The 17,110-nt window shown below is 64.6% G+C and carries 19 protein-coding genes; 16 read left to right on the forward strand and 3 right to left on the reverse strand.

Annotated elements, in window-relative coordinates; all coding sequences use genetic code 11:
- Positions 1-22 precede the first annotated feature (22 nt).
- A complete protein-coding gene (locus ECTPHS_RS01680; RefSeq protein WP_008930942.1) occupies positions 23-1,000 on the reverse strand; it encodes a KpsF/GutQ family sugar-phosphate isomerase in 978 nt (325 codons plus the stop codon).
- Between the two features lie 62 nt (positions 1,001-1,062).
- Positions 1,063-2,055 (reverse strand): calcium/sodium antiporter, encoded by a 993-nt coding sequence (locus tag ECTPHS_RS01685; protein WP_008930943.1) that lies wholly within the window; start codon positions 2,053-2,055, stop codon positions 1,063-1,065.
- A 38-nt stretch (positions 2,056-2,093) separates the two neighbouring features.
- Between ECTPHS_RS01685 and ECTPHS_RS01690 the strand changes: the two genes are divergently transcribed.
- The 11 genes from ECTPHS_RS01690 (at position 2,094) to hisC (ending at position 11,475) form a co-directional block, all read left to right on the forward strand.
- A complete protein-coding gene (locus ECTPHS_RS01690) occupies positions 2,094-2,687 on the forward strand; it encodes a hypothetical protein (protein WP_008930944.1) in 594 nt (197 codons plus the stop codon).
- A gap of 79 nt (positions 2,688-2,766) precedes the next feature.
- Positions 2,767-3,588 carry an ATP-binding cassette domain-containing protein gene (locus tag ECTPHS_RS01695; RefSeq protein WP_040404822.1) on the forward strand — a complete coding sequence of 274 codons (822 nt, stop codon included), beginning with the start codon at positions 2,767-2,769 and terminating at the stop codon, positions 3,586-3,588.
- Positions 3,588-4,367: a lipid asymmetry maintenance ABC transporter permease subunit MlaE gene (gene mlaE / locus ECTPHS_RS01700; RefSeq protein WP_008930946.1), complete on the forward strand. Its 780-nt coding sequence runs from the start codon at positions 3,588-3,590 to the stop codon at positions 4,365-4,367. The genes ECTPHS_RS01695 and mlaE overlap by 1 nt, the downstream gene beginning before the upstream one ends.
- Before the next feature lie 15 nt (positions 4,368-4,382).
- On the forward strand, positions 4,383-4,841 hold the full coding sequence (mlaD, locus tag ECTPHS_RS01705; RefSeq protein ID WP_008930947.1) for an outer membrane lipid asymmetry maintenance protein MlaD: 459 nt from the start codon (positions 4,383-4,385) through the stop codon (positions 4,839-4,841).
- Between the two features lie 17 nt (positions 4,842-4,858).
- A complete protein-coding gene (locus tag ECTPHS_RS01710) occupies positions 4,859-5,512 on the forward strand; it encodes a phospholipid-binding protein MlaC (RefSeq protein WP_040404824.1) in 654 nt (217 codons plus the stop codon).
- Complete coding sequence (locus tag ECTPHS_RS01715; RefSeq protein ID WP_008930949.1) at positions 5,509-5,814, forward strand: lipid asymmetry maintenance protein MlaB; 306 nt, start codon at positions 5,509-5,511, stop codon at positions 5,812-5,814. Before ECTPHS_RS01710 ends, ECTPHS_RS01715 begins: the two co-directional genes overlap by 4 nt.
- A gap of 50 nt (positions 5,815-5,864) precedes the next feature.
- Positions 5,865-7,124 (forward strand): UDP-N-acetylglucosamine 1-carboxyvinyltransferase, encoded by a 1,260-nt coding sequence (murA, locus tag ECTPHS_RS01720; protein WP_008930950.1) that lies wholly within the window; start codon positions 5,865-5,867, stop codon positions 7,122-7,124.
- 5 nt (positions 7,125-7,129) lie between these two features.
- On the forward strand, positions 7,130-7,771 hold the full coding sequence (gene hisG, locus ECTPHS_RS01725) for an ATP phosphoribosyltransferase (RefSeq protein WP_008930951.1): 642 nt from the start codon (positions 7,130-7,132) through the stop codon (positions 7,769-7,771).
- Positions 7,772-7,879: 108 nt separating this feature from the next.
- Positions 7,880-8,935, forward strand: a complete 1,056-nt coding sequence (locus tag ECTPHS_RS01730) for a 3-deoxy-7-phosphoheptulonate synthase (protein WP_008930952.1) — start codon at positions 7,880-7,882, stop codon at positions 8,933-8,935.
- Between the two features lie 94 nt (positions 8,936-9,029).
- Positions 9,030-10,346: a histidinol dehydrogenase gene (hisD, locus tag ECTPHS_RS01735; protein WP_008930953.1), complete on the forward strand. Its 1,317-nt coding sequence runs from the start codon at positions 9,030-9,032 to the stop codon at positions 10,344-10,346.
- 31 nt (positions 10,347-10,377) lie between these two features.
- Entirely contained in the window at positions 10,378-11,475 is a 1,098-nt protein-coding gene (gene hisC, locus ECTPHS_RS01740) for a histidinol-phosphate transaminase (RefSeq protein ID WP_008930954.1), read from the forward strand.
- A 20-nt stretch (positions 11,476-11,495) separates the two neighbouring features.
- On the opposite strand, the gene ECTPHS_RS01745 is transcribed toward hisC, so the two are convergent.
- Positions 11,496-12,656: a Do family serine endopeptidase gene (locus ECTPHS_RS01745; RefSeq protein WP_008930955.1), complete on the reverse strand. Its 1,161-nt coding sequence runs from the start codon at positions 12,654-12,656 to the stop codon at positions 11,496-11,498.
- Positions 12,657-12,721: 65 nt separating this feature from the next.
- Between ECTPHS_RS01745 and ECTPHS_RS01750 the strand changes: the two genes are divergently transcribed.
- The 5 genes from ECTPHS_RS01750 to ECTPHS_RS01770 all read left to right on the forward strand — a co-directional run bounded on the left by ECTPHS_RS01750 (position 12,722) and on the right by ECTPHS_RS01770 (position 17,085).
- On the forward strand, positions 12,722-13,471 hold the full coding sequence (locus ECTPHS_RS01750; protein ID WP_008930956.1) for a Nif3-like dinuclear metal center hexameric protein: 750 nt from the start codon (positions 12,722-12,724) through the stop codon (positions 13,469-13,471).
- A 189-nt stretch (positions 13,472-13,660) separates the two neighbouring features.
- Entirely contained in the window at positions 13,661-14,263 is a 603-nt protein-coding gene (gene petA / locus ECTPHS_RS01755) for a ubiquinol-cytochrome c reductase iron-sulfur subunit (protein WP_040404830.1), read from the forward strand.
- The gene (locus tag ECTPHS_RS01760) at positions 14,260-15,642 is read left to right on the forward strand and encodes a cytochrome b N-terminal domain-containing protein (RefSeq protein ID WP_008930958.1); all 1,383 of its coding nucleotides are present in this window, start codon (positions 14,260-14,262) and stop codon (positions 15,640-15,642) included. Before petA ends, ECTPHS_RS01760 begins: the two co-directional genes overlap by 4 nt.
- Positions 15,642-16,376, forward strand: coding sequence for a cytochrome c1 (locus ECTPHS_RS01765; RefSeq protein ID WP_008930959.1), 735 nt, complete (start codon positions 15,642-15,644; stop codon positions 16,374-16,376). The genes ECTPHS_RS01760 and ECTPHS_RS01765 overlap by 1 nt, the downstream gene beginning before the upstream one ends.
- 85 nt (positions 16,377-16,461) lie before the next feature.
- Positions 16,462-17,085: a glutathione S-transferase N-terminal domain-containing protein gene (locus tag ECTPHS_RS01770; protein WP_040404794.1), complete on the forward strand. Its 624-nt coding sequence runs from the start codon at positions 16,462-16,464 to the stop codon at positions 17,083-17,085.
- The last annotated feature ends 25 nt before the right edge of the window (positions 17,086-17,110 follow it).

Genomic DNA, 17,110 nt, shown 5'->3' on the forward strand with positions numbered 1-17,110 from the left:
ACCACGCGTCGGGCAGGAACGGTCAGACCACGCCGGCGCGCAGCAGGTCGTGCATGTTGAGGGCGCCCACCAGGCGTTGACCCTCGTCCAGCACCGGCAGGGCGCTGATCTTGTGATCCTCCATGATCTTCAGGGCCTCGGCGGCCAGCATGGTGGGGGCGGCGGTCTTGAACTGACGAGTCATCACTTCACCGATGGTGGTGGCATGCACGTCCACGCCCCGGTCGAGGGTGCGGCGCAGGTCGCCGTCGGTGAAGACACCGATGAGTCGTCGCTGTTCATCCACTACCGCCGTCATGCCCAGGCCCTGGCGGCTGATTTCCAGCAGGGCATCACCCAGGGGCGCATCGGCCCGCACCACGGGGATGCGTTCGCCGGTATGCATGATGTCCGCCACGTGCAGGAGCAGCCGGCGGCCCAGGCGCCCGCCCGGGTGGGAGCGGGCGAAGTCGTCGGCGGTGAAGCCGCGGGCTTCCAGCAGGGCCACGGCCAGGGCATCGCCCATGGCCAGGGCGGCGGTGGTGCTGGCCGTGGGGGCCAGGCCCAGGGGGCAGGCCTCCCGGGCCACGCTCACGTCCAGGTTCACGGTGGCCTCCCGCGCCAGGGTTGAGCGGGGGTTGCCGGTGAGGGCGATCATCGGCACGCCCAGGCGACGGATCAGGGGCAGGATGGTGAGCAGTTCATCGGTCTCGCCGGAGTTGGACAGGGCGATGACCGTGTCACCCGGCGTGATCATGCCCAGGTCTCCATGGCTGGCTTCACCCGGGTGGACGAAGAAGGAGGGGGTGCCGGTGCTGGCCAGGGTGGCGGCGATCTTGTTGCCGACATGGCCGGACTTGCCCATGCCCGTGACCACCACGCGGCCGGTGCAGGCGAGAAGGTGTTCGCAGGCGCGGATGAACCGGGCGTCGATGCGGGTCATCAGGCCGCGGATGCCCTCGGCCTCCGTGTCCAGTACCGCCAGGGCAAGTTCGCGGGTCTTTTCCGGATTGAGTTTCATGATGCCGTCACGCTACCAATGCTTCAGGTGGGTTGAGCAAGATCATTTTCGGTCTTCATCGCTTACGCCGTCCCCCCGGCCGGACTCAGGCTCAGATACACCCAGGTCATGTAGCCGATGAAGAGCGCCAGCAGCACTCCGCCCTCCACCCGGTTGATGCGCCTTGGACGCCCCCTGAAACTGAAGGCCATGACGATGATCAGCAGGGTCAGACCCAGCATGACCGGAAAATCCCGCCACAGGGCATCGGCCGGTACGCCGGCGGGGCGGATCAGACCCGGGATGGCCAGCACGCCCAGCAGATTGAACAGGTTGGAGCCCAGGATGTTGCCCAGCACCAGATCCGGCTCGTTACGACGTGCACTCATCAGGGCCGCCGCCAGTTCCGGCAGGCTGGTGCCGATGGCGACGATGGTCAGTCCGATCACCAGGTCGCTCACGCCCAGGGCGGTGGCGATGTTCACCGCTCCCCAGACCAGGGCGCGGGCGCTGATCAGCAGCAGCACCAGGCCGATCAGCAGCCAGAGAACGGCCCTGCCGGTGGAGACCGCCCGCGGAATCTCCGCCTCGAACTCGCCCTGGATCGGGTCGGGGCCGTTGTTGCGTCCCTTGAGACCGTCCCGCACCATCCAGGCCATGATCAGGATCAGGCCGCCCAGCAGGATCAGGCCGTCCATCCTGCCCAGGGTGCCGTTGAGTACCAGCAGGTAGGCCAGCACGCTGACCCCCAGGACCAGGGGCATTTCCTTGCGCAGGGTGGCGGAGGTGATGGCCAGAGGGGCGAGCAGGGCCGTCATGCCCAGGATCAGGCCGATGTTGGCGATGTTGGAACCCACCGCGTTGCCGATGGCCAGCCCGGAGTTGCCCTGCCAGGCGGCAATGCCGGAAACCAGCAGCTCCGGCGCCGAGGTGCCGAAGCCGACGATGGTCAGGCCGATGATCATGGTGGGGATGCCCAGGTTGCGCGCCAGGGCGGCGGCACCGAAGATGAACCGGTCGGCACTCCAGACCAGAATGATCAGACCCAGCAGGACGGCAGTGATGGAAGTGAGCATACAGGTGTTTGCGATAGGGCGGTGGGGGATGGGGCGCCATGGCTGATCGGGCGGATTTTACCCTGGACTTCGGGGTTCGTGACTGGGAACACCCGGCTTGGCTGGCGCAATTCTACCCGGATGATCTGCCGGCGTCCTGGCGTTTGTCGTATTACGCCAATGAATTTCGTGCCGTGCTGGTGCCCAGGGAGCGGCGCCTGGCCGCCGGTGAGGCCGGCATGCGCGTCTGGCGGGACGAGGTGTCCCGGGGGTTCCGGTTCTATCTGGAACTGTCACCGGAGGACGATGCGGTCGTGCCCGCCAGAGCCGAGGCGGTCCTGGGTGATCATCTGGCCGGCTATGTGATGGCGGCCGGGGCGGCCTTTCCTCCGCCCGGCACGGGCCGACCCTGGTTTGCATCCCGTGCCGGGGCCGGTTCGGCGCGACTCTGGACCGGCACGGATACCCCGGGCGCCTGTGGTGGCGTGGGCCTGCTGACACTGGATGGCCCGCCGGACCTGCGGGCCTTGCGTGGGCAGTTGGAGTGTTTCATCCACGGCAGCCCGGCCGGGGCGGGGCTGCTGTTCATGGATGCCGGACCCGGTACGGTGGATCAGGCCATGACCATTGCCGCGCTGCTGGGAGTGGCTTGACAGGACCCCGACGGCCCGGGAACATTCACGGTACCTTGATCACCCGCTCCCCCCTCCATTCAAACCCAGGAACCGGACCATCGACGCCTCTCCCGACAAGACGCCCTGGATCGAGATCCGTGATCTGCACTTTGCCCGCGGTGATCGCAAGATCTTCGATGGCCTGAACATCACCATCGCTCAGGGGCAGGTGACAGCCATCATGGGCCCCAGCGGCACCGGCAAGACCACGTTGCTGCGGCTGATCGGGGGTCAGCTGCGTCCCGATCATGGCCAGGTGCTGGTAGAGGGGCAGGACGTACATCGTCTTTCACGCCGGGAGCTGTATCGTCTGCGCCGTCGCATGGGCATGCTGTTTCAGAGCGGGGCATTGCTCACGGATCTGAACGTCTTTGACAACGTGGCCTTTCCCATTCGCGAGAACACCCGCCTGCCGGAACCGCTGGTGCGCAACCTGGTGCTCATGAAACTGGAGGCGGTGGGCCTGCGCGGCGCGGTATCCCTTATGCCCAGTGAACTCTCCGGCGGCATGGCCCGGCGGGTGGCTCTGGCCCGGGCCATCGCCCTGGACCCGCTGCTGATGATGTACGACGAACCCTTTACAGGCCTGGACCCCATCACCATGGGGGTGATCGTGTCCCTCATCCGTCGCCTCAACGATGCCCTGGGCATGACCAGTATCGTCGTGTCCCACGATGTGGCCGAGGCCGGCTCCATCGCCGACTGGGTTTACCTTATCTCCGATGGCCGGGTGGTGGATGCCGGTCCGCCGGAGCAATTGCGCCGGGAGGCCTCGGACTGGTCCCGCCAGTTTCTGGAAGGCTTGCCGGATGGTCCGGTTCCCTTCCATTATCCGGCGCCGGATTATCTGGATGACCTCATGGGAGGCGATACACGGTGATGGGACCTTTCCAACGGCTGGGGCGCTCGGCACTGGGCGTGCTGGAACGCCTGGGGCGGGGCCATCTGTTCCTGCTGCGCACCCTGCTGGCCATGGGGACGCTGGTGCGCCGTCCGGGGCTGCTGCTGCGGGAAATCTATTCGGTGGGGGTGTTGTCCCTGCTGATCATTGCCGTGTCCGGCCTGTTCGTGGGCATGGTGCTGGGGTATCAGGGTTACATCACCCTGGTGGACTTCGGTGCCGCCGAGGCGCTGGGTACCGTCGTCGCCCTGTCCCTGGTCCGTGAACTGGGGCCAGTGGTGACCGCGCTGCTGTTTGCCGGTCGGGCCGGTTCCGCGCTGACGGCGGAGATCGGCCTGATGAAGGCGACGGAACAGCTCTCCAGCATGGAAATGATGGCGGTGGACCCGTACAAACGGGTGATTGCACCGCGGTTTCTGGCCGGCGTGATTTCCATGCCCCTGCTGGCGGCCATCTTCAGTGCCGTCGGTGTGGCCGGGGGCTATTTCATCGGCGTGGGCGTGCTCGGGGTGGATGCCGGCGCCTACTGGTCACAGATGCAGGCCAGCGTGGATTTCCACGAAGACGTCATGAACGGCGTGATCAAGAGCATGGTCTTTGGCGTGGTGGCCGCCTGGATCGCCGTATTTGAAGGTTATGATGCCACGCCCACCTCTGAAGGGGTGAGCCGGGCCACCACGCGCACCGTGGTGCACACGGCACTGGCCATTCTGGCCCTGGACTTTATTCTGACCGGACTCATGTTCGGTGATATCTGATAACGGGACGGCAAGATGACGACGCGCAGGATCGAGATCACCGTGGGCATCTTCGTGGCCCTGGGCCTGGCGGCCCTGTTCATGCTCGCCGTCCAGGTGAGCAACCTGGGCGAGTACCGGGGCGGCGACGGCTATGAGGTGCATGCCTATTTCAACAACATCGGCGGCCTGAAGGTGCGGGCCCCGGTGACCATGGCCGGGGTCCGGGTCGGGCGGGTGAGCGCCATCACCTATGACGCCGAGCGCTATCAGGCCCGGGTCAGCTTCACCATCTCCGCCCGCTATGACCAGTTGCCCACGGATACCCAGGCCAGCATCTATACCGCTGGCCTGCTGGGGGAACAGTACATCGCCCTGGAGCCCGGCGGCGAGGATGAGGTGCTGCGGGACGGTGACGTGATCCTGTTCACCCAGTCGGCCCTGGTGCTGGAGGAACTGATCGGCCGGGTGCTGGTCAACCTTACCGGAAACTGATGCGGAGTCCCCTCGTGATGAATGCCCTTGTCCGTCTGACCTTTACGGCCTGTCTGGTACTGGCCCTCAGCCTGGTGCCGGCGTTGGCCGCCCCCCAGGATCCGGTGAGGCTGGTGGAGCAGACCTCCGCCCAAGTGCTGTACAAGCTGCGTGAAGATCCGGAGCGAACCCGCAATGATCCGGAGTTTCTCCACGCCCTGGTGGACGACATCATCCTGCCGGTGGTGGATGTCCAGGGCATGTCGCGGCTGATCCTGGCCCGGCACTGGCGTACCGCCACTCTCGAGCAGCGGGAGCGATTCACGACGGCCTTCCAGAACATGCTCATGCGCACCTACACCCTGCAGATGGCCGAGCACATGGACAAGGATATCCGGGTCCTGCCCCATCGCAGCCGTCAGGATGATCGCATGGCTTCGGTGGCCACCGAGATCGTGATGGGGCAGGGGCGCTCCAACATCCCCGTCATCTACAGCCTGCGGCCCGTGGACGGAGAATGGAAGATTTTCGATCTGACCGTGGAGGGACTCAGCTTCGTGACCAATTTCCGCACCAACTTCGGTGCTGAGGTGGAGCGTCATGGCCTTGATGCCCTGATCGAGCGCCTGGAGGCCGGTGACGAATCCCTCATCGAGGAGGCTGTTCAGGTCGAGGTGGGGGCGAGCCGGTGAGCGAGGCGCGGCTGGAACGCACCGAGGCCGGTATCCGGGTGACGGGTGAACTCACCCTTGCCACGGTACCTGATCTGTGGCGGGAATCCCGAGCCCTGCTCCAGGGTGGATCCGGCTCCTGCCGGGTGGATCTGTCGGGGGTGACCCGAAGTGACAGTGCCGGCGTGGCGCTGCTCGTCGGCTGGATGAAGGACTGTGGTGGTACCCAGGGCGATCATCTGATCTTCACCGGCATGCCCGAGCGCATGCGGGCCCTGGTCGCGGTCAGCGATCTTGAGGACGTACTGCGGCGAGAGGCCTGATTGCCGGTACTCCCCCCCGGACGCCCTTTTCCGCTATCATCCTTTCCCCTATGGATAAACTGATCATCTGCGGTGGCCGCCCGCTGGAGGGTGATGTACGCATCTCCGGCGCCAAGAATGCGGTCCTTCCCATCCTGGCAGCCACGTTGCTGGCCGATGGCCCCATGACCATCGGCAACGTCCCGCATCTGCAGGATGTCACCACCACCATGGAACTGCTCGGGCGCATGGGCGTGTCCCTGACGGTGGACGAACGCATGCGCATCGAAGTCAATCCCACCACGCTCAACCAGTGCGTGGCGCCCTATGAGCTGGTACGTACCATGCGCGCCTCCATCCTGGTACTGGGGCCCCTGCTGGCCCGTTACGGGGAGGCCGAGGTGTCCCTGCCGGGGGGCTGCGCCATCGGCTCCCGTCCGGTGAACATCCATCTGGAGGGGCTGGCCGCCATGGGAGCCGACATCCGGGTGGAAGGGGGGTACATCCGTGCCCGCGCCAACCGTCTCAAGGGGGCGCGTCTGGTGTTGGACACGGTGACCGTGACCGGCACCGAGAATCTGCTGATGGCCGCGACCCTGGCCGATGGCGTTACCGTCATCGAGAATGCCGCCCGCGAACCGGAAGTGGTGGATCTGGCCAACTGCCTCAAGGCCATGGGGGCCAGGATCTCGGGGGCCGGGACCGACACCATCACCGTGGAGGGCGTGCCGAATCTGCACGGCTGTGAATACACCGTGCTGGCCGACCGGATCGAGACCGGTACCTTCCTGGTGGCGGGCGCCATGACCGGTGGCCGGGTGCGTGCCCGCGATACCGCGCCCAAGACCCTGGATGCCGTGCTGGTCAAGCTGGAAGAGGCCGGTGCCCACATCACTGTGGGGGAGGACTGGATCGAGCTGGACATGCGGGGACGTCGGCCCCGGTCGGTGAGTCTGCGCACGGCACCGTATCCTGCCTTTCCCACCGACATGCAGGCCCAGTTCGTGGCCCTGAACGCCGTCGCGGAAGGGACCTCCACCATTACCGAGACCGTGTTCGAGAACCGCTTCATGCATGCCCTGGAGATGCAGCGCATGGGGGCCGACATCCGGATCGAAGGCAACACCGCCATCATTCGCGGGGTTCCGCATCTGAAGGCGGCACCGGTGATGGCCACCGACCTGCGAGCCTCGGCCAGCCTGATTCTGGCCGGTCTGGTCAGTGATGGCGAGACCCTGGTGGATCGCATCTATCACATCGACCGCGGCTATGAATGCATCGAGGAGAAACTCTCCCAGCTCGGCGCCGTCATCCGCCGCGTGCCCGGATAAGCCCCATGCCAGAACAGACACTGACCATCGCCCTGTCCAAGGGGCGGATCTACAAGGATACCCTGCCGCTGCTGGCGGAAGCCGGGATCGAGCCGAAGGATGATCCGGAGACCAGTCGCAAGCTGATACTGGATACCAACCGTGACGACGTGAAGTTGGTGGTGATCCGCGCCACCGATGTGCCCACTTATGTGCAGTACGGAGCCGCCGATGTGGGGGTTTCCGGCAAGGATGTGCTGATGGAGCACGGCGGGGAAGGGTTGTACGAGCCCCTGGATCTGAACATCGCCCGCTGCCGTCTGATGGTGGCGGGACGTCCGGAGGCCGCGGCCCGGGGCGGCCGCCTGCGGGTTGCCACCAAGTTCGTCAACACCACTCGTCGCTATTATGCCGAGCAGGGTAAGCAGGTGGAGATCATCAAGCTTTACGGCTCCATGGAACTGGCGCCGCTGGTGGGGTTGTCCGACTGTATCGTGGATCTGGTGGACACCGGCAATACCCTCAAGGCCAACGGCCTGGTTCCCCTGGAGCACATTGCCGACATCAGCTCCCGTCTGGTGGTGAACAAGGCCGCCATGAAGATGAAGTCAGCGCGCGTCAAGCATCTGCTCAAGGATCTTGAGGCGGCGGTGGCGAGGCGGGCCTAGACGGCCTGGCGCTGCCTTCGCGGGAGTGGCCCCGGCCCCGGATGATGGCTGGCTTCCGCGGTGATTTGTGATTGCCCTGACCGTTTCCCGAAAGGATCATGAAATCCGATGCCATACCAGACCGATGATCTGAGAATCCTGGGTATCCAGGAAGTGTCCCCCCCGGAACAGCTCCACCGGGAGTATCCCGTCAGCGACGAAGCCGCCCGGACCGTTTACGAGTCCCGTAACGCCATTCACCGGATACTCAAGGGGGAAGATGATCGTCTGCTGGTGATCGCTGGTCCCTGTTCCATCCACGATGTGGAAGCGGCCCGGGACTACGCCGCCCGCCTGAAGGGATTGCGGGATGAACTGGCGGCCGACCTGGAAGTGGTGATGCGGGTCTATTTCGAAAAGCCCCGGACCATCGTCGGCTGGAAGGGGCTCATCAACGATCCCGACCTGGACAACAGTTTTCAGATCAACAAGGGCCTGCGCCTGGCCCGAGGCCTGTTGCTGGACCTGGCCCGACGGGGCGTACCGGCCGCCACCGAATATCTCGACCTGATCAGCCCCCAGTACGTGGCGGACCTGGTGGCCTGGGGCGCCATCGGCGCCCGTACCACCGAAAGCCAGGTACATCGCGAGCTGGCCTCAGGGCTGTCCTGTCCGGTGGGCTTCAAGAACAGCACCGACGGCAGCCTGCAGGTGGCTGTCGACGCCATTCGTTCCAGCTCGAAACCCCATCATTTCCTGTCCGTGACCAAGGCGGGACGCTCGGCCATCTTCTCCACGGCGGGCAACGGGGACTGCCACATCATCCTGCGGGGCGGCAAGACGCCCAATTACGACCCCAAGAGCCTGGACGAGGCCGCCGAGGCCCTGCAGGATGCCGGTCTGCCGCCTCAGCTCATGATCGACTGCAGCCATGCCAACAGCCGCAAGGATCCGGCCCGCCAGGTGGAGGTGACTCGTTCCGTGGCGGCTCAGATCCATGGCGGCGACCGTCGCATCATCGGTGTGATGCTGGAAAGTCATCTGGTGGCGGGTCGTCAGGACCTGGTGGCAGGCAAGCCTCCCGTCTACGGGCAGAGCATCACCGATGCCTGCATGAGCTGGGATGACACCGCCCCCCTGTTGCGGGAGCTGGCCGCCGCGGTCAAGGCTCGTCGCGGCCGTTGAAGGCCCTGGTTCATCCTGTCTGCCTCTGCCCTTCTCCCCCAAGGGGAGAAGGGCACGTTACACTAGCCAATCCATTCCGTTTCGAGGCGTCCCCATGCCGCAGATCAATCGCCTGGACTCCCGACAAGCCGATTTCCGCGCACGACTGGATCAGTTGCTGGCCTGGGAGAGCGTGTCCGACGAGGCCGTGTTCACCACCGTGCGCGACATCCTGACCGATGTGCGACATCGGGGCGACGCGGCCGTGCTGGAATACACGGCCCGATTCGACCGCCTGGAAAAGACCGCGGTGGCTGAGTTGGAGATCTCCCGGGATCGGCTTGACCAGGCCCTGACCCGCATCGCCCCGGCGCATCGGCAGGCCCTGGAACGGGCCGCGGAGCGAGTGCGCCGCTATGCCGAACATCAGAAATTGTCCGACTGGCAATACACCGAGCCTGACGGCACCGTGCTGGGCCAGCAGGTGAGCCCCCTGGATCGGGTCGGACTCTATGTGCCCGGCGGCAAGGCAGCCTATCCCTCCTCGGTGATCATGAACGCGATCCCGGCCAAGGTGGCCGGGGTACCCGAGGTGATCATGGTGGTACCCACGCCGGACGGGCAGGTGAACGACCTGGTGCTGGCGGCGGCGGCCGTGGCCGGGGTGGATCGGGTGTTTGCCATCGGCGGGGCCCAGGCGGTGGCGGCACTGGCCTACGGCACCGGGACCATTCCGCAGGTGGATAAGATCGTGGGCCCCGGCAACATCTATGTGGCCACTGCCAAGCGCATGGTTTTCGGGGCCGTGGGAATCGACATGGTGGCGGGGCCGTCCGAGATTCTGGTGGTCTGTGACGGCCGGACCGACCCTGACTGGATTGCCGCTGACCTGTTCTCCCAGGCCGAGCATGACGAGGACGCCCAGGCCATCCTGGTCAGTCCCGACGAAGACTTCCTGGAGGCGGTGGCGGTCGCCATGGATGCCCTGCTCGAGCGCATGCCCCGGGCCGAGATCATTCGTACGTCCCTGGCTGCCCGGGGTGCCCTGATCCGGGTACGGGATCTGGACGAGGCCGTGGAGGTGGCCAACCACGTGGCGCCGGAGCATCTGGAACTGTCCGTGGCCGAGCCCGAGGCCATGGCCCGGCGCATTCGCCATGCCGGTGCCATCTTCCTGGGGCGTCACACAGCCGAGGCCGTGGGTGACTACTGTGCCGGTCCCAACCACGTGCTGCCCACCTCCCGCACGGCGCGCTTTTCCTCGCCCCTGGGGGTCTATGACTTCCAGAAGCGCTCCAGCCTGATTCACTGCTCCGCCGCCGGGGCCGCCGATCTGGGTCGGACCGCCTCCGTGCTGGCCCGGGGGGAGGGGCTGGTCGCCCATGCCTGTTCGGCGGAATACCGCATCGACCCCAAGGTTGATGAACGCTGAGCCTGTTCCCATTGCCTGTGTCCACGATACCATGCCCCAAGACGCCCAAGCCGTGACGGCACCTTGCCCGGAACACCTGATCCGGACCGGGATCCGTGAACTGTCCGCCTACCCCGTGCCCTCGGCCCGGGGCCTGATCAAGCTGGATGCCATGGAAAATCCCTATGAGTGGCCGCGGGACTTGCGCGATGCCTGGGCCGAGACCTTGAGTCGGCTGCCGGTCAACCGGTATCCGGACCCGAAGGGCACCGAACTCGTGGCCCGTCTGCGCACGGTGATGGGGGTGCCCGGCGAGGCGGCATTGCTGCTGGGCAACGGTTCCGACGAACTGATCCAGATCCTGCTCATGGCCGTGTCCGGTCCCGGGCGGGTGGTGATGGCGCCGGAGCCCGGCTTTGTCATGTACCGGATGGTGGCCCGCTGGCTGGGCCTGGAGTTTGTCGGTATCCCCCTCAAGCCGGACTTTTCCCTGGACATGTCGGCCATGCTGGCGGCGCTGGAACGACACCGGCCGGCCGTGATGTTCCTGGCCTGGCCCAATAATCCCACCGGCAATCTCTGGCCGCGGGCCGAAATGGAAACGCTGATCCGGGCGGCACCCGGGCTGGTGGTGGTGGACGAGGCCTATGGTCCCTTTGCCCGGGACAGCTTTCTGCCGGACGTGGGCAGCGACGGGCGCCTGCTGGTGATGCGTACCGTCTCCAAGCTGGGGCTGGCCGGGCTTCGGCTGGGTTATCTATGCGGGATGCCGGCGTGGATCGGGGAACTGGACAAGGTCCGCCTGCCTTACAACATCAATGTCCTGACCCAGGCGGCGGCGGAATTTGCACTGGCCCATCACCGGGTGCTGGATGAGCAGGCGGCCTGGATTCGCCGGGACCGGGAGGCGTTGTTCAAGGCCCTGGCGGCCCTGCCGGGGGTGGAGCCCTTCCCCAGTGAGGCGAATTTCATCCTGTTCCGGGTGCCGTCCGCCCGGGGGCGGGAGATCTTCGAGGGGATCCGTGCCGGCGGGGTGCTGATCAAGGACCTGTCGGGGCAGGGCGGCCTGCTGGCCGACTGCCTGCGGGTGACGGTGGGGGCGCCGGAGGAAAACGCCCGCTTCCTGGCGGCCCTTGAGGCCGTGCTCTGACGCCTTGGGGCGGTCCCGGATCAGGACGACCTGCGCACGGCCGGCCGCTGACCCACCTCGGCACGGATCTGTACCGGCCGGCCCTCGCGCACCCCCTGGATAGCCAGGGTCTCGCCGGGCTTGCGGCGGGCAATGAAGTTCAGGGCATCTTGGGCGTCATTCACCCGGTCACCGTCCAGGTGCGTGATGACATCCCCGGGGCGGATCCCGGCCCGGGCCGCCGGGCCGCCGGAGAGCACCCCGGCGATGAGGATGCCGCGGGCATCCGGGAGGCCGAAGGACTGGGCCAGTTGCGGCGTGATCTCCTGGACCTCGATGCCCAGCCAGCCGCGCACCACGGTGCCCTTTTCGATGATCTGGGTCATCACGTCCCGGGCCAGGTCCACCGGAATGGCAAAGCCGATGCCCTGGGAGCCGCCGGAACGGGTGAAGATGGCGGTGTTGATGCCCACCAGTTCGCCATGGGCGTTCACCAGGGCGCCGCCGGAGTTGCCCGGATTGATGGCGGCATCGGTCTGGATGAAGTCTTCATAGGTGTTGATGCCCAGGCGACTGCGACCGGTAGCGCTGACGATGCCCAGGGTCACGGTCTGGCCCACGCCGAAGGGATTGCCGATGGCCAGGACCACGTCACCCACCCGCAGGCCGGCGGAGGCGCCGACCACGATGCTGGGCAGGGTGCGCCCGGCCACGTCGATCCTCAGGATGGCCAGGTCGGTCTCGGGGTCGGTGCCGACCACGGTGGCCGCCACGCTGCGCCCATCCGCGAGCAGGGCCTCGATCTCGTCGGCGCCCTCGATGACGTGATTGTTGGTGAGAATGAAGCCCTGGGGGCTGATGATCACGCCGGAGCCCAGGCTGGTCTGGGTACGTTGTCGGGGATTGTCGAAGCGATCACCGAAGAACTGCCGGAACAGGGGGTCGTCCATGAAGGGGTGGCTGCGTTGCACCACCGTCTTGCGGGTGTGAATGTTGACCACGGCCGGGGCGGCCTGGCTTACGGCATCGGCATAGGACACCGGACCCGTCATGGGGCCGGTCAGGGTGGCGCGCTCGCTTTGTCGCACCTCCACCACGGGGCGAGGTTCCCGCAGCAGGTCGGGAAAGAACAGCAGCATGAGGGCGGCCACGGCAAGGCCGACGCCCACTACCTGAAGCAGGAAACGACTGATCGGAGTCATGGCAATAACATACCATAATGGTGTAGGGTCATGGCCCGCCAACATTGCAATATGGAGATGAGCTTATGGTCGCTCTTCGGGACCTGATCAGCCATGTCGACACGTTGCTCAATGTGGGTGCATTCACCGACTATAGCCCCAACGGACTTCAAGTTCAGGGTAGGCCTCACGTTTCCCGTCTTGTGACCGGCGTGACCGCCAGTCGGGCGCTGATCGAGGCTGCCATCGAGCAGGGCGCGGATGCCCTGCTGGTACACCATGGTTATTTCTGGAAGGGGGAGGATGCCCGGATCGTCGGCATGAAGCGGGAGCGATTGCGTCTCCTGCTGACCCACGACATCAGCCTGCTGGCTTACCATCTGCCGCTGGATGCGCACCCGGAGTTGGGGAATAACGCCCAACTGGCCCGGTTGCTGGATTTTCAGGTGCAGGGCGTCCTGCGTCCCGATGGCGTGGGCTTCTTCGGTGTGCCGGATGCCCCGCTGTCGGCGCAAGCGCTCGGGGAGCGCCTGTCCAGGCGCCTGGGGCGCGAGGCACTCTGGATTCCCGGCGGTCCGGAGATGATCCGTCGCCTTGGATGGTGTACCGGGGGCGCCCAGGGCATGGTCGAGAGGGCGGCGGAGCTGGGGCTGGACGCCTACATCAGCGGCGAGGTCTCGGAGCAGACCGTGCATGTGGCCCGGGAGGCGGGCATTCATTACTTTGCCGCCGGGCATCATGCCACCGAGCGTTACGGACCCAGGGCGCTGGGTGAGCACCTGGCGAGAACATTAGCACTTTCTCATGAATTCGTAGATATAGAGAACCCTATTTGAATCAGATAGTTGTTGGAGGGCGGGGTGTTTCCTCTTGACGTTGTGGGCGTCTTCGGGAATCCTACATCGTTTTGAGTGCCCCGACGGGTTGACGGGTCTTTGGATCGGCGAGGGGATTTTCAGTGCCCGGCCGATGAGGGGTGCCCGGAAACCAGCGGTTTTTTTGGAACTCAATTGGAGATCTTTTTGATGGCTAACGAAGGCGTGAACCAGAGTCGACGGCGATTCCTGGTCGCGGCCACCAGCGTGGTCGGCGGTGCAGGTGTCGTCGCGGTGGCCTACCCCTACCTGGCATCCTGGGCGCCCAGTGCCCGCGCCCAGGCGGCAGGTGCACCGGTTGAAGTGGATGTTTCTCAGGTGGAGCCGGGACAGCTCATTCGAGTGGAATGGCGGGGCAATCCCATCTGGATTACCCACAGAACCCCGCAGATGCTTGAACTGCTGCCCGAGAATCGCCCCCGTCTGGCGGACCCGGATTCCACCGTGGAGTCCCAGCAGCCGGTCTACTGCCAGAACGAAACCCGCTCCATCAAGCCGGAGTATTCGATTCTGATCGGTATCTGTACCCACCTGGGTTGCTCCCCCAGCTATCGCCCCGAACTGACGCCCCCTGATCTGGGCAGTGAATGGCGCGGTGGTTACTTCTGTGTGTGTCACGGCTCGCGCTTCGATCTGGCCGGCCGGGTATGGCGTAACGTGCCTGCCCCGATCAACCTGGCGGTTCCGCCCCACAAGTACCTGTCGGAGACCCTCGTCATGATCGGCGAGGATGACGAAGGAGTTGCCGCATGAGAGCTCTAGTAGACTGGATCGACGCCAGATACCCGCTCACCAAGACCTGGAATGAGCATCTGGCCGAGTACTATGCGCCGAAGAATTTCAATTTTTGGTACTACTTTGGATCCCTGGCCGTCCTGGTCCTGGTGATCCAGTTCGTCTCCGGTATCTTCCTGACCATGTTCTACAAGCCGGACGACCAGCTGGCGTTCGCCTCCGTCGAATACATCATGCGCGACGTGGAGTGGGGCTGGTTCATCCGCTACATGCACACCACGGGGGCCTCGGCCTTCTTCATCGTGGTCTATCTGCACATGTTCAGGGCTTTGATGTACGGCTCCTACAAGCGACCCCGTGAACTGATCTGGATCATCGGTGTGGCCATCTACCTGGTGCTCATGGCGGAAGCCTTTGCCGGCTACATGCTGCCCTGGGGTCAGATGTCCTACTGGGGTGCCCAGGTAATCGTGAACCTGTTTGCGACCATTCCCGTGGTCGGCGGTGATCTGGTGACCTGGATCCGGGGTGACTTCCTGATCTCCGATGCCACTCTGAACCGCTTCTTCGCCCTGCACGTGGTGGCCCTGCCGCTGGTGCTGGTGATGCTGGTGTTCGTGCACATCGTGGCTCTGCATGCCGTGGGCTCCAACAACCCGGACGGCGTGGAAATCAAGAAATTCACCGGCAGCAATGGTCATCCCGCCGACGGCATTCCCTTCCATCCCTACTACACCGTCAAGGACCTGTTCGGTTTCGGCGTGTTCCTGATCCTGTTCTTCGCGGTGGTGTTCTTTGCCCCCGAGGCCGGCGGCTACTTCATCGAGAAGGCCAACTTCCAGATGGCCGATCCGATGGTGACCCCTGAACTGATCCACCCGGTATGGTACTTCGGCACCTTCTACACCGTGCTGCGGGCGGTGCCCGATCCGTTCCTGGGCGTGCTGCTCATGTTCGGCGCCGTGCTGATCCTGTTCTTCCTGCCCTGGATCGACCGCAATCCGATCAAGTCCTGGCGCTATCGCAGCACCATCCACAAGTTCAACATCGTGTTCTTCGGTCTGACCTTCGTGGTGCTGGGCTATCTGGGTCTGAAGCCGGTGGAGCCCTTCTATGCCGAACTGGGTCTGCGCCTGACGGCCGTCTACCTGCTGTTCTTCTTCGTGCTCTGGTTCCATAGCCAGCCCCGGTCTTCCCTGTTCAGCTGGCTGTCCTTCCTGGTGCTGGTGGGCGGTTACACCTACTGGGATTACCTGCGCCTTGAGGCCGGTGTCGACCAGACTCTGCTGGTGGCCATGTGGTTCATTCCGACCGTGTACCTGGTGATCTGCCTGCTGCTGCCCCTGTACACCCAGCTCAACGAGGAAAAGCCGGTTCCGGCGAGGGTGACTTCGTGATGAAAAAGACAATTGCACTCGTGTTCATGATGGTCTGCGCGGCGCCCGTTGCGGCGCTGGCGGCCGGACCTGCCAAGCCCCTGGATCGGGCCAATATCGACATGACCGATACGGCCTCCCTGCAGCGTGGCGCGGAGTACTTCTTCCAGTACTGCATCGGCTGTCATTCGATCCAGTTCAAGCGCTACAACCGCATGGGCAATGACCTGGGTCTGAGTGACGATCAGCTGCGGGAACGGTTCATCCATACCCGCGACCAGTCCGGTGACCAGACGGGTGTCGGCGAGCTGATCAAGATCGCCATGAAACCCGATGATGCGGAAGAGTGGTTCGGTCAGCCCGCGCCCGACCTGAGCCTGACGGCCCGCCTGCGGGGCACGGACTGGATCTACACCATGCTGCGTAGCTTCTACCTGGATGACAGCCGTCCCATGGGCGTGAACAATGCCATCTTTGAAGCCATGAGCATGCCCCATGTCCTGTGGGAACTGCAGGGCTGGCAGGCCAATGTGGGTGAAGACGGCGACATCAAGCTGGAGAAGGTTGCCGAAGGCAAGCTGACCACCGAGGAATACAATGAAGTGGTCCGTGACATCACCAACTTCCTGGCCTATGTGGCGGACCCCGTGAAGGTGGAGCGTCACGAGCTGGGCAAGTGGGTGCTCCTGTTCCTGGCCTTCTTTACCTTCGTGGCCTACCTGCTGAAGAAGGAATACTGGAGAGACGTACACTGATCGTCGTTCCAGGAAAGGGGCAGGGATGCCCCTTTTTTCCAGCCGGCCGCCTGGATCCTGTCGGCCGACCGACCGGAGAGCCTCCATGGCGTTAATCGCCAATCGTAGATCCGTCATGACGCTCTTTTCAGCACCCACCTGTCCGCGATGTCATTCGGTCAGGATCGTGCTGGCTGAAAAGGACATCACGGTGGACATCCACCAGCTTGAACCAGGCGAAAAGTCCGAAGACCTTTCCGACCTGAATCCCTACAATTCGGTCCCCACGTTGGTGGATCGGGAACTGGTGCTCTACGGCACTCAGGTCATCCAGGAATATCTCGACGAGCGTTTCCCCCATCCTCCCCTGATGCCGGTGGATCCGGTGGCCCGCGCCACCGCCCGTCTGGCCCTCTATCGGGTGGAGATGGACTGGTACCGTGGCCTGGAAAGCCTGGATGCCACCCCGGACAAGCAGGCCGCCAAAGCCCGCAAGATCCTGCACGAGAGCCTGGTGGCGGCCAGTGAGATCTTCGCCATCAAGCCCTATTTTCTCAGTGATGAATTCAGTCTGGTGGACGCGGCCATTGCGCCGGTCATGTGGCGACTGCCTCATTACGGGATCCCGCTGGAAAAGCTGCCGGCCCCCATTCGTGACTACGCCCGGCGCATGTTTGCCCGGGATGCCTTCCGGCAGAGCCTGACCGAGGCCGAGAAGGAGATGCACTGACTCCGGTCCCGGCTATATCCGCACT

Source organism: Ectothiorhodospira sp. PHS-1 (genome assembly GCF_000225005.1).
Lineage (GTDB): Bacteria > Pseudomonadota > Gammaproteobacteria > Ectothiorhodospirales > Ectothiorhodospiraceae > Ectothiorhodospira.

Excerpts from the sequence above, each read along its gene's own strand:
- ECTPHS_RS01680 (WP_008930942.1), bottom strand. The coding sequence starts at position 1,000 with ATGAAACTCAATCCGGAAAAGACCCGCGAACTTGCCCTGGCGGTACTG.
- ECTPHS_RS01685 (WP_008930943.1), bottom strand. The coding sequence starts at position 2,055 with ATGCTCACTTCCATCACTGCCGTCCTGCTGGGTCTGATCATTCTGGTC.
- ECTPHS_RS01690 (WP_008930944.1), top strand. The coding sequence starts at position 2,094 with ATGGCTGATCGGGCGGATTTTACCCTGGACTTCGGGGTTCGTGACTGG.
- mlaE (WP_008930946.1), top strand. The coding sequence starts at position 3,588 with ATGGGACCTTTCCAACGGCTGGGGCGCTCGGCACTGGGCGTGCTGGAA.
- mlaD (WP_008930947.1), top strand. The coding sequence starts at position 4,383 with ATGACGACGCGCAGGATCGAGATCACCGTGGGCATCTTCGTGGCCCTG.
- ECTPHS_RS01710 (WP_040404824.1), top strand. The coding sequence starts at position 4,859 with ATGAATGCCCTTGTCCGTCTGACCTTTACGGCCTGTCTGGTACTGGCC.
- murA (WP_008930950.1), top strand. The coding sequence starts at position 5,865 with ATGGATAAACTGATCATCTGCGGTGGCCGCCCGCTGGAGGGTGATGTA.
- hisG (WP_008930951.1), top strand. The coding sequence starts at position 7,130 with ATGCCAGAACAGACACTGACCATCGCCCTGTCCAAGGGGCGGATCTAC.
- ECTPHS_RS01730 (WP_008930952.1), top strand. The coding sequence starts at position 7,880 with ATGCCATACCAGACCGATGATCTGAGAATCCTGGGTATCCAGGAAGTG.
- hisD (WP_008930953.1), top strand. The coding sequence starts at position 9,030 with ATGCCGCAGATCAATCGCCTGGACTCCCGACAAGCCGATTTCCGCGCA.
- hisC (WP_008930954.1), top strand. The coding sequence starts at position 10,378 with ATGCCCCAAGACGCCCAAGCCGTGACGGCACCTTGCCCGGAACACCTG.
- ECTPHS_RS01745 (WP_008930955.1), bottom strand. The coding sequence starts at position 12,656 with ATGACTCCGATCAGTCGTTTCCTGCTTCAGGTAGTGGGCGTCGGCCTT.
- ECTPHS_RS01750 (WP_008930956.1), top strand. The coding sequence starts at position 12,722 with ATGGTCGCTCTTCGGGACCTGATCAGCCATGTCGACACGTTGCTCAAT.
- petA (WP_040404830.1), top strand. The coding sequence starts at position 13,661 with ATGGCTAACGAAGGCGTGAACCAGAGTCGACGGCGATTCCTGGTCGCG.
- ECTPHS_RS01760 (WP_008930958.1), top strand. The coding sequence starts at position 14,260 with ATGAGAGCTCTAGTAGACTGGATCGACGCCAGATACCCGCTCACCAAG.
- ECTPHS_RS01765 (WP_008930959.1), top strand. The coding sequence starts at position 15,642 with ATGAAAAAGACAATTGCACTCGTGTTCATGATGGTCTGCGCGGCGCCC.
- ECTPHS_RS01770 (WP_040404794.1), top strand. The coding sequence starts at position 16,462 with ATGGCGTTAATCGCCAATCGTAGATCCGTCATGACGCTCTTTTCAGCA.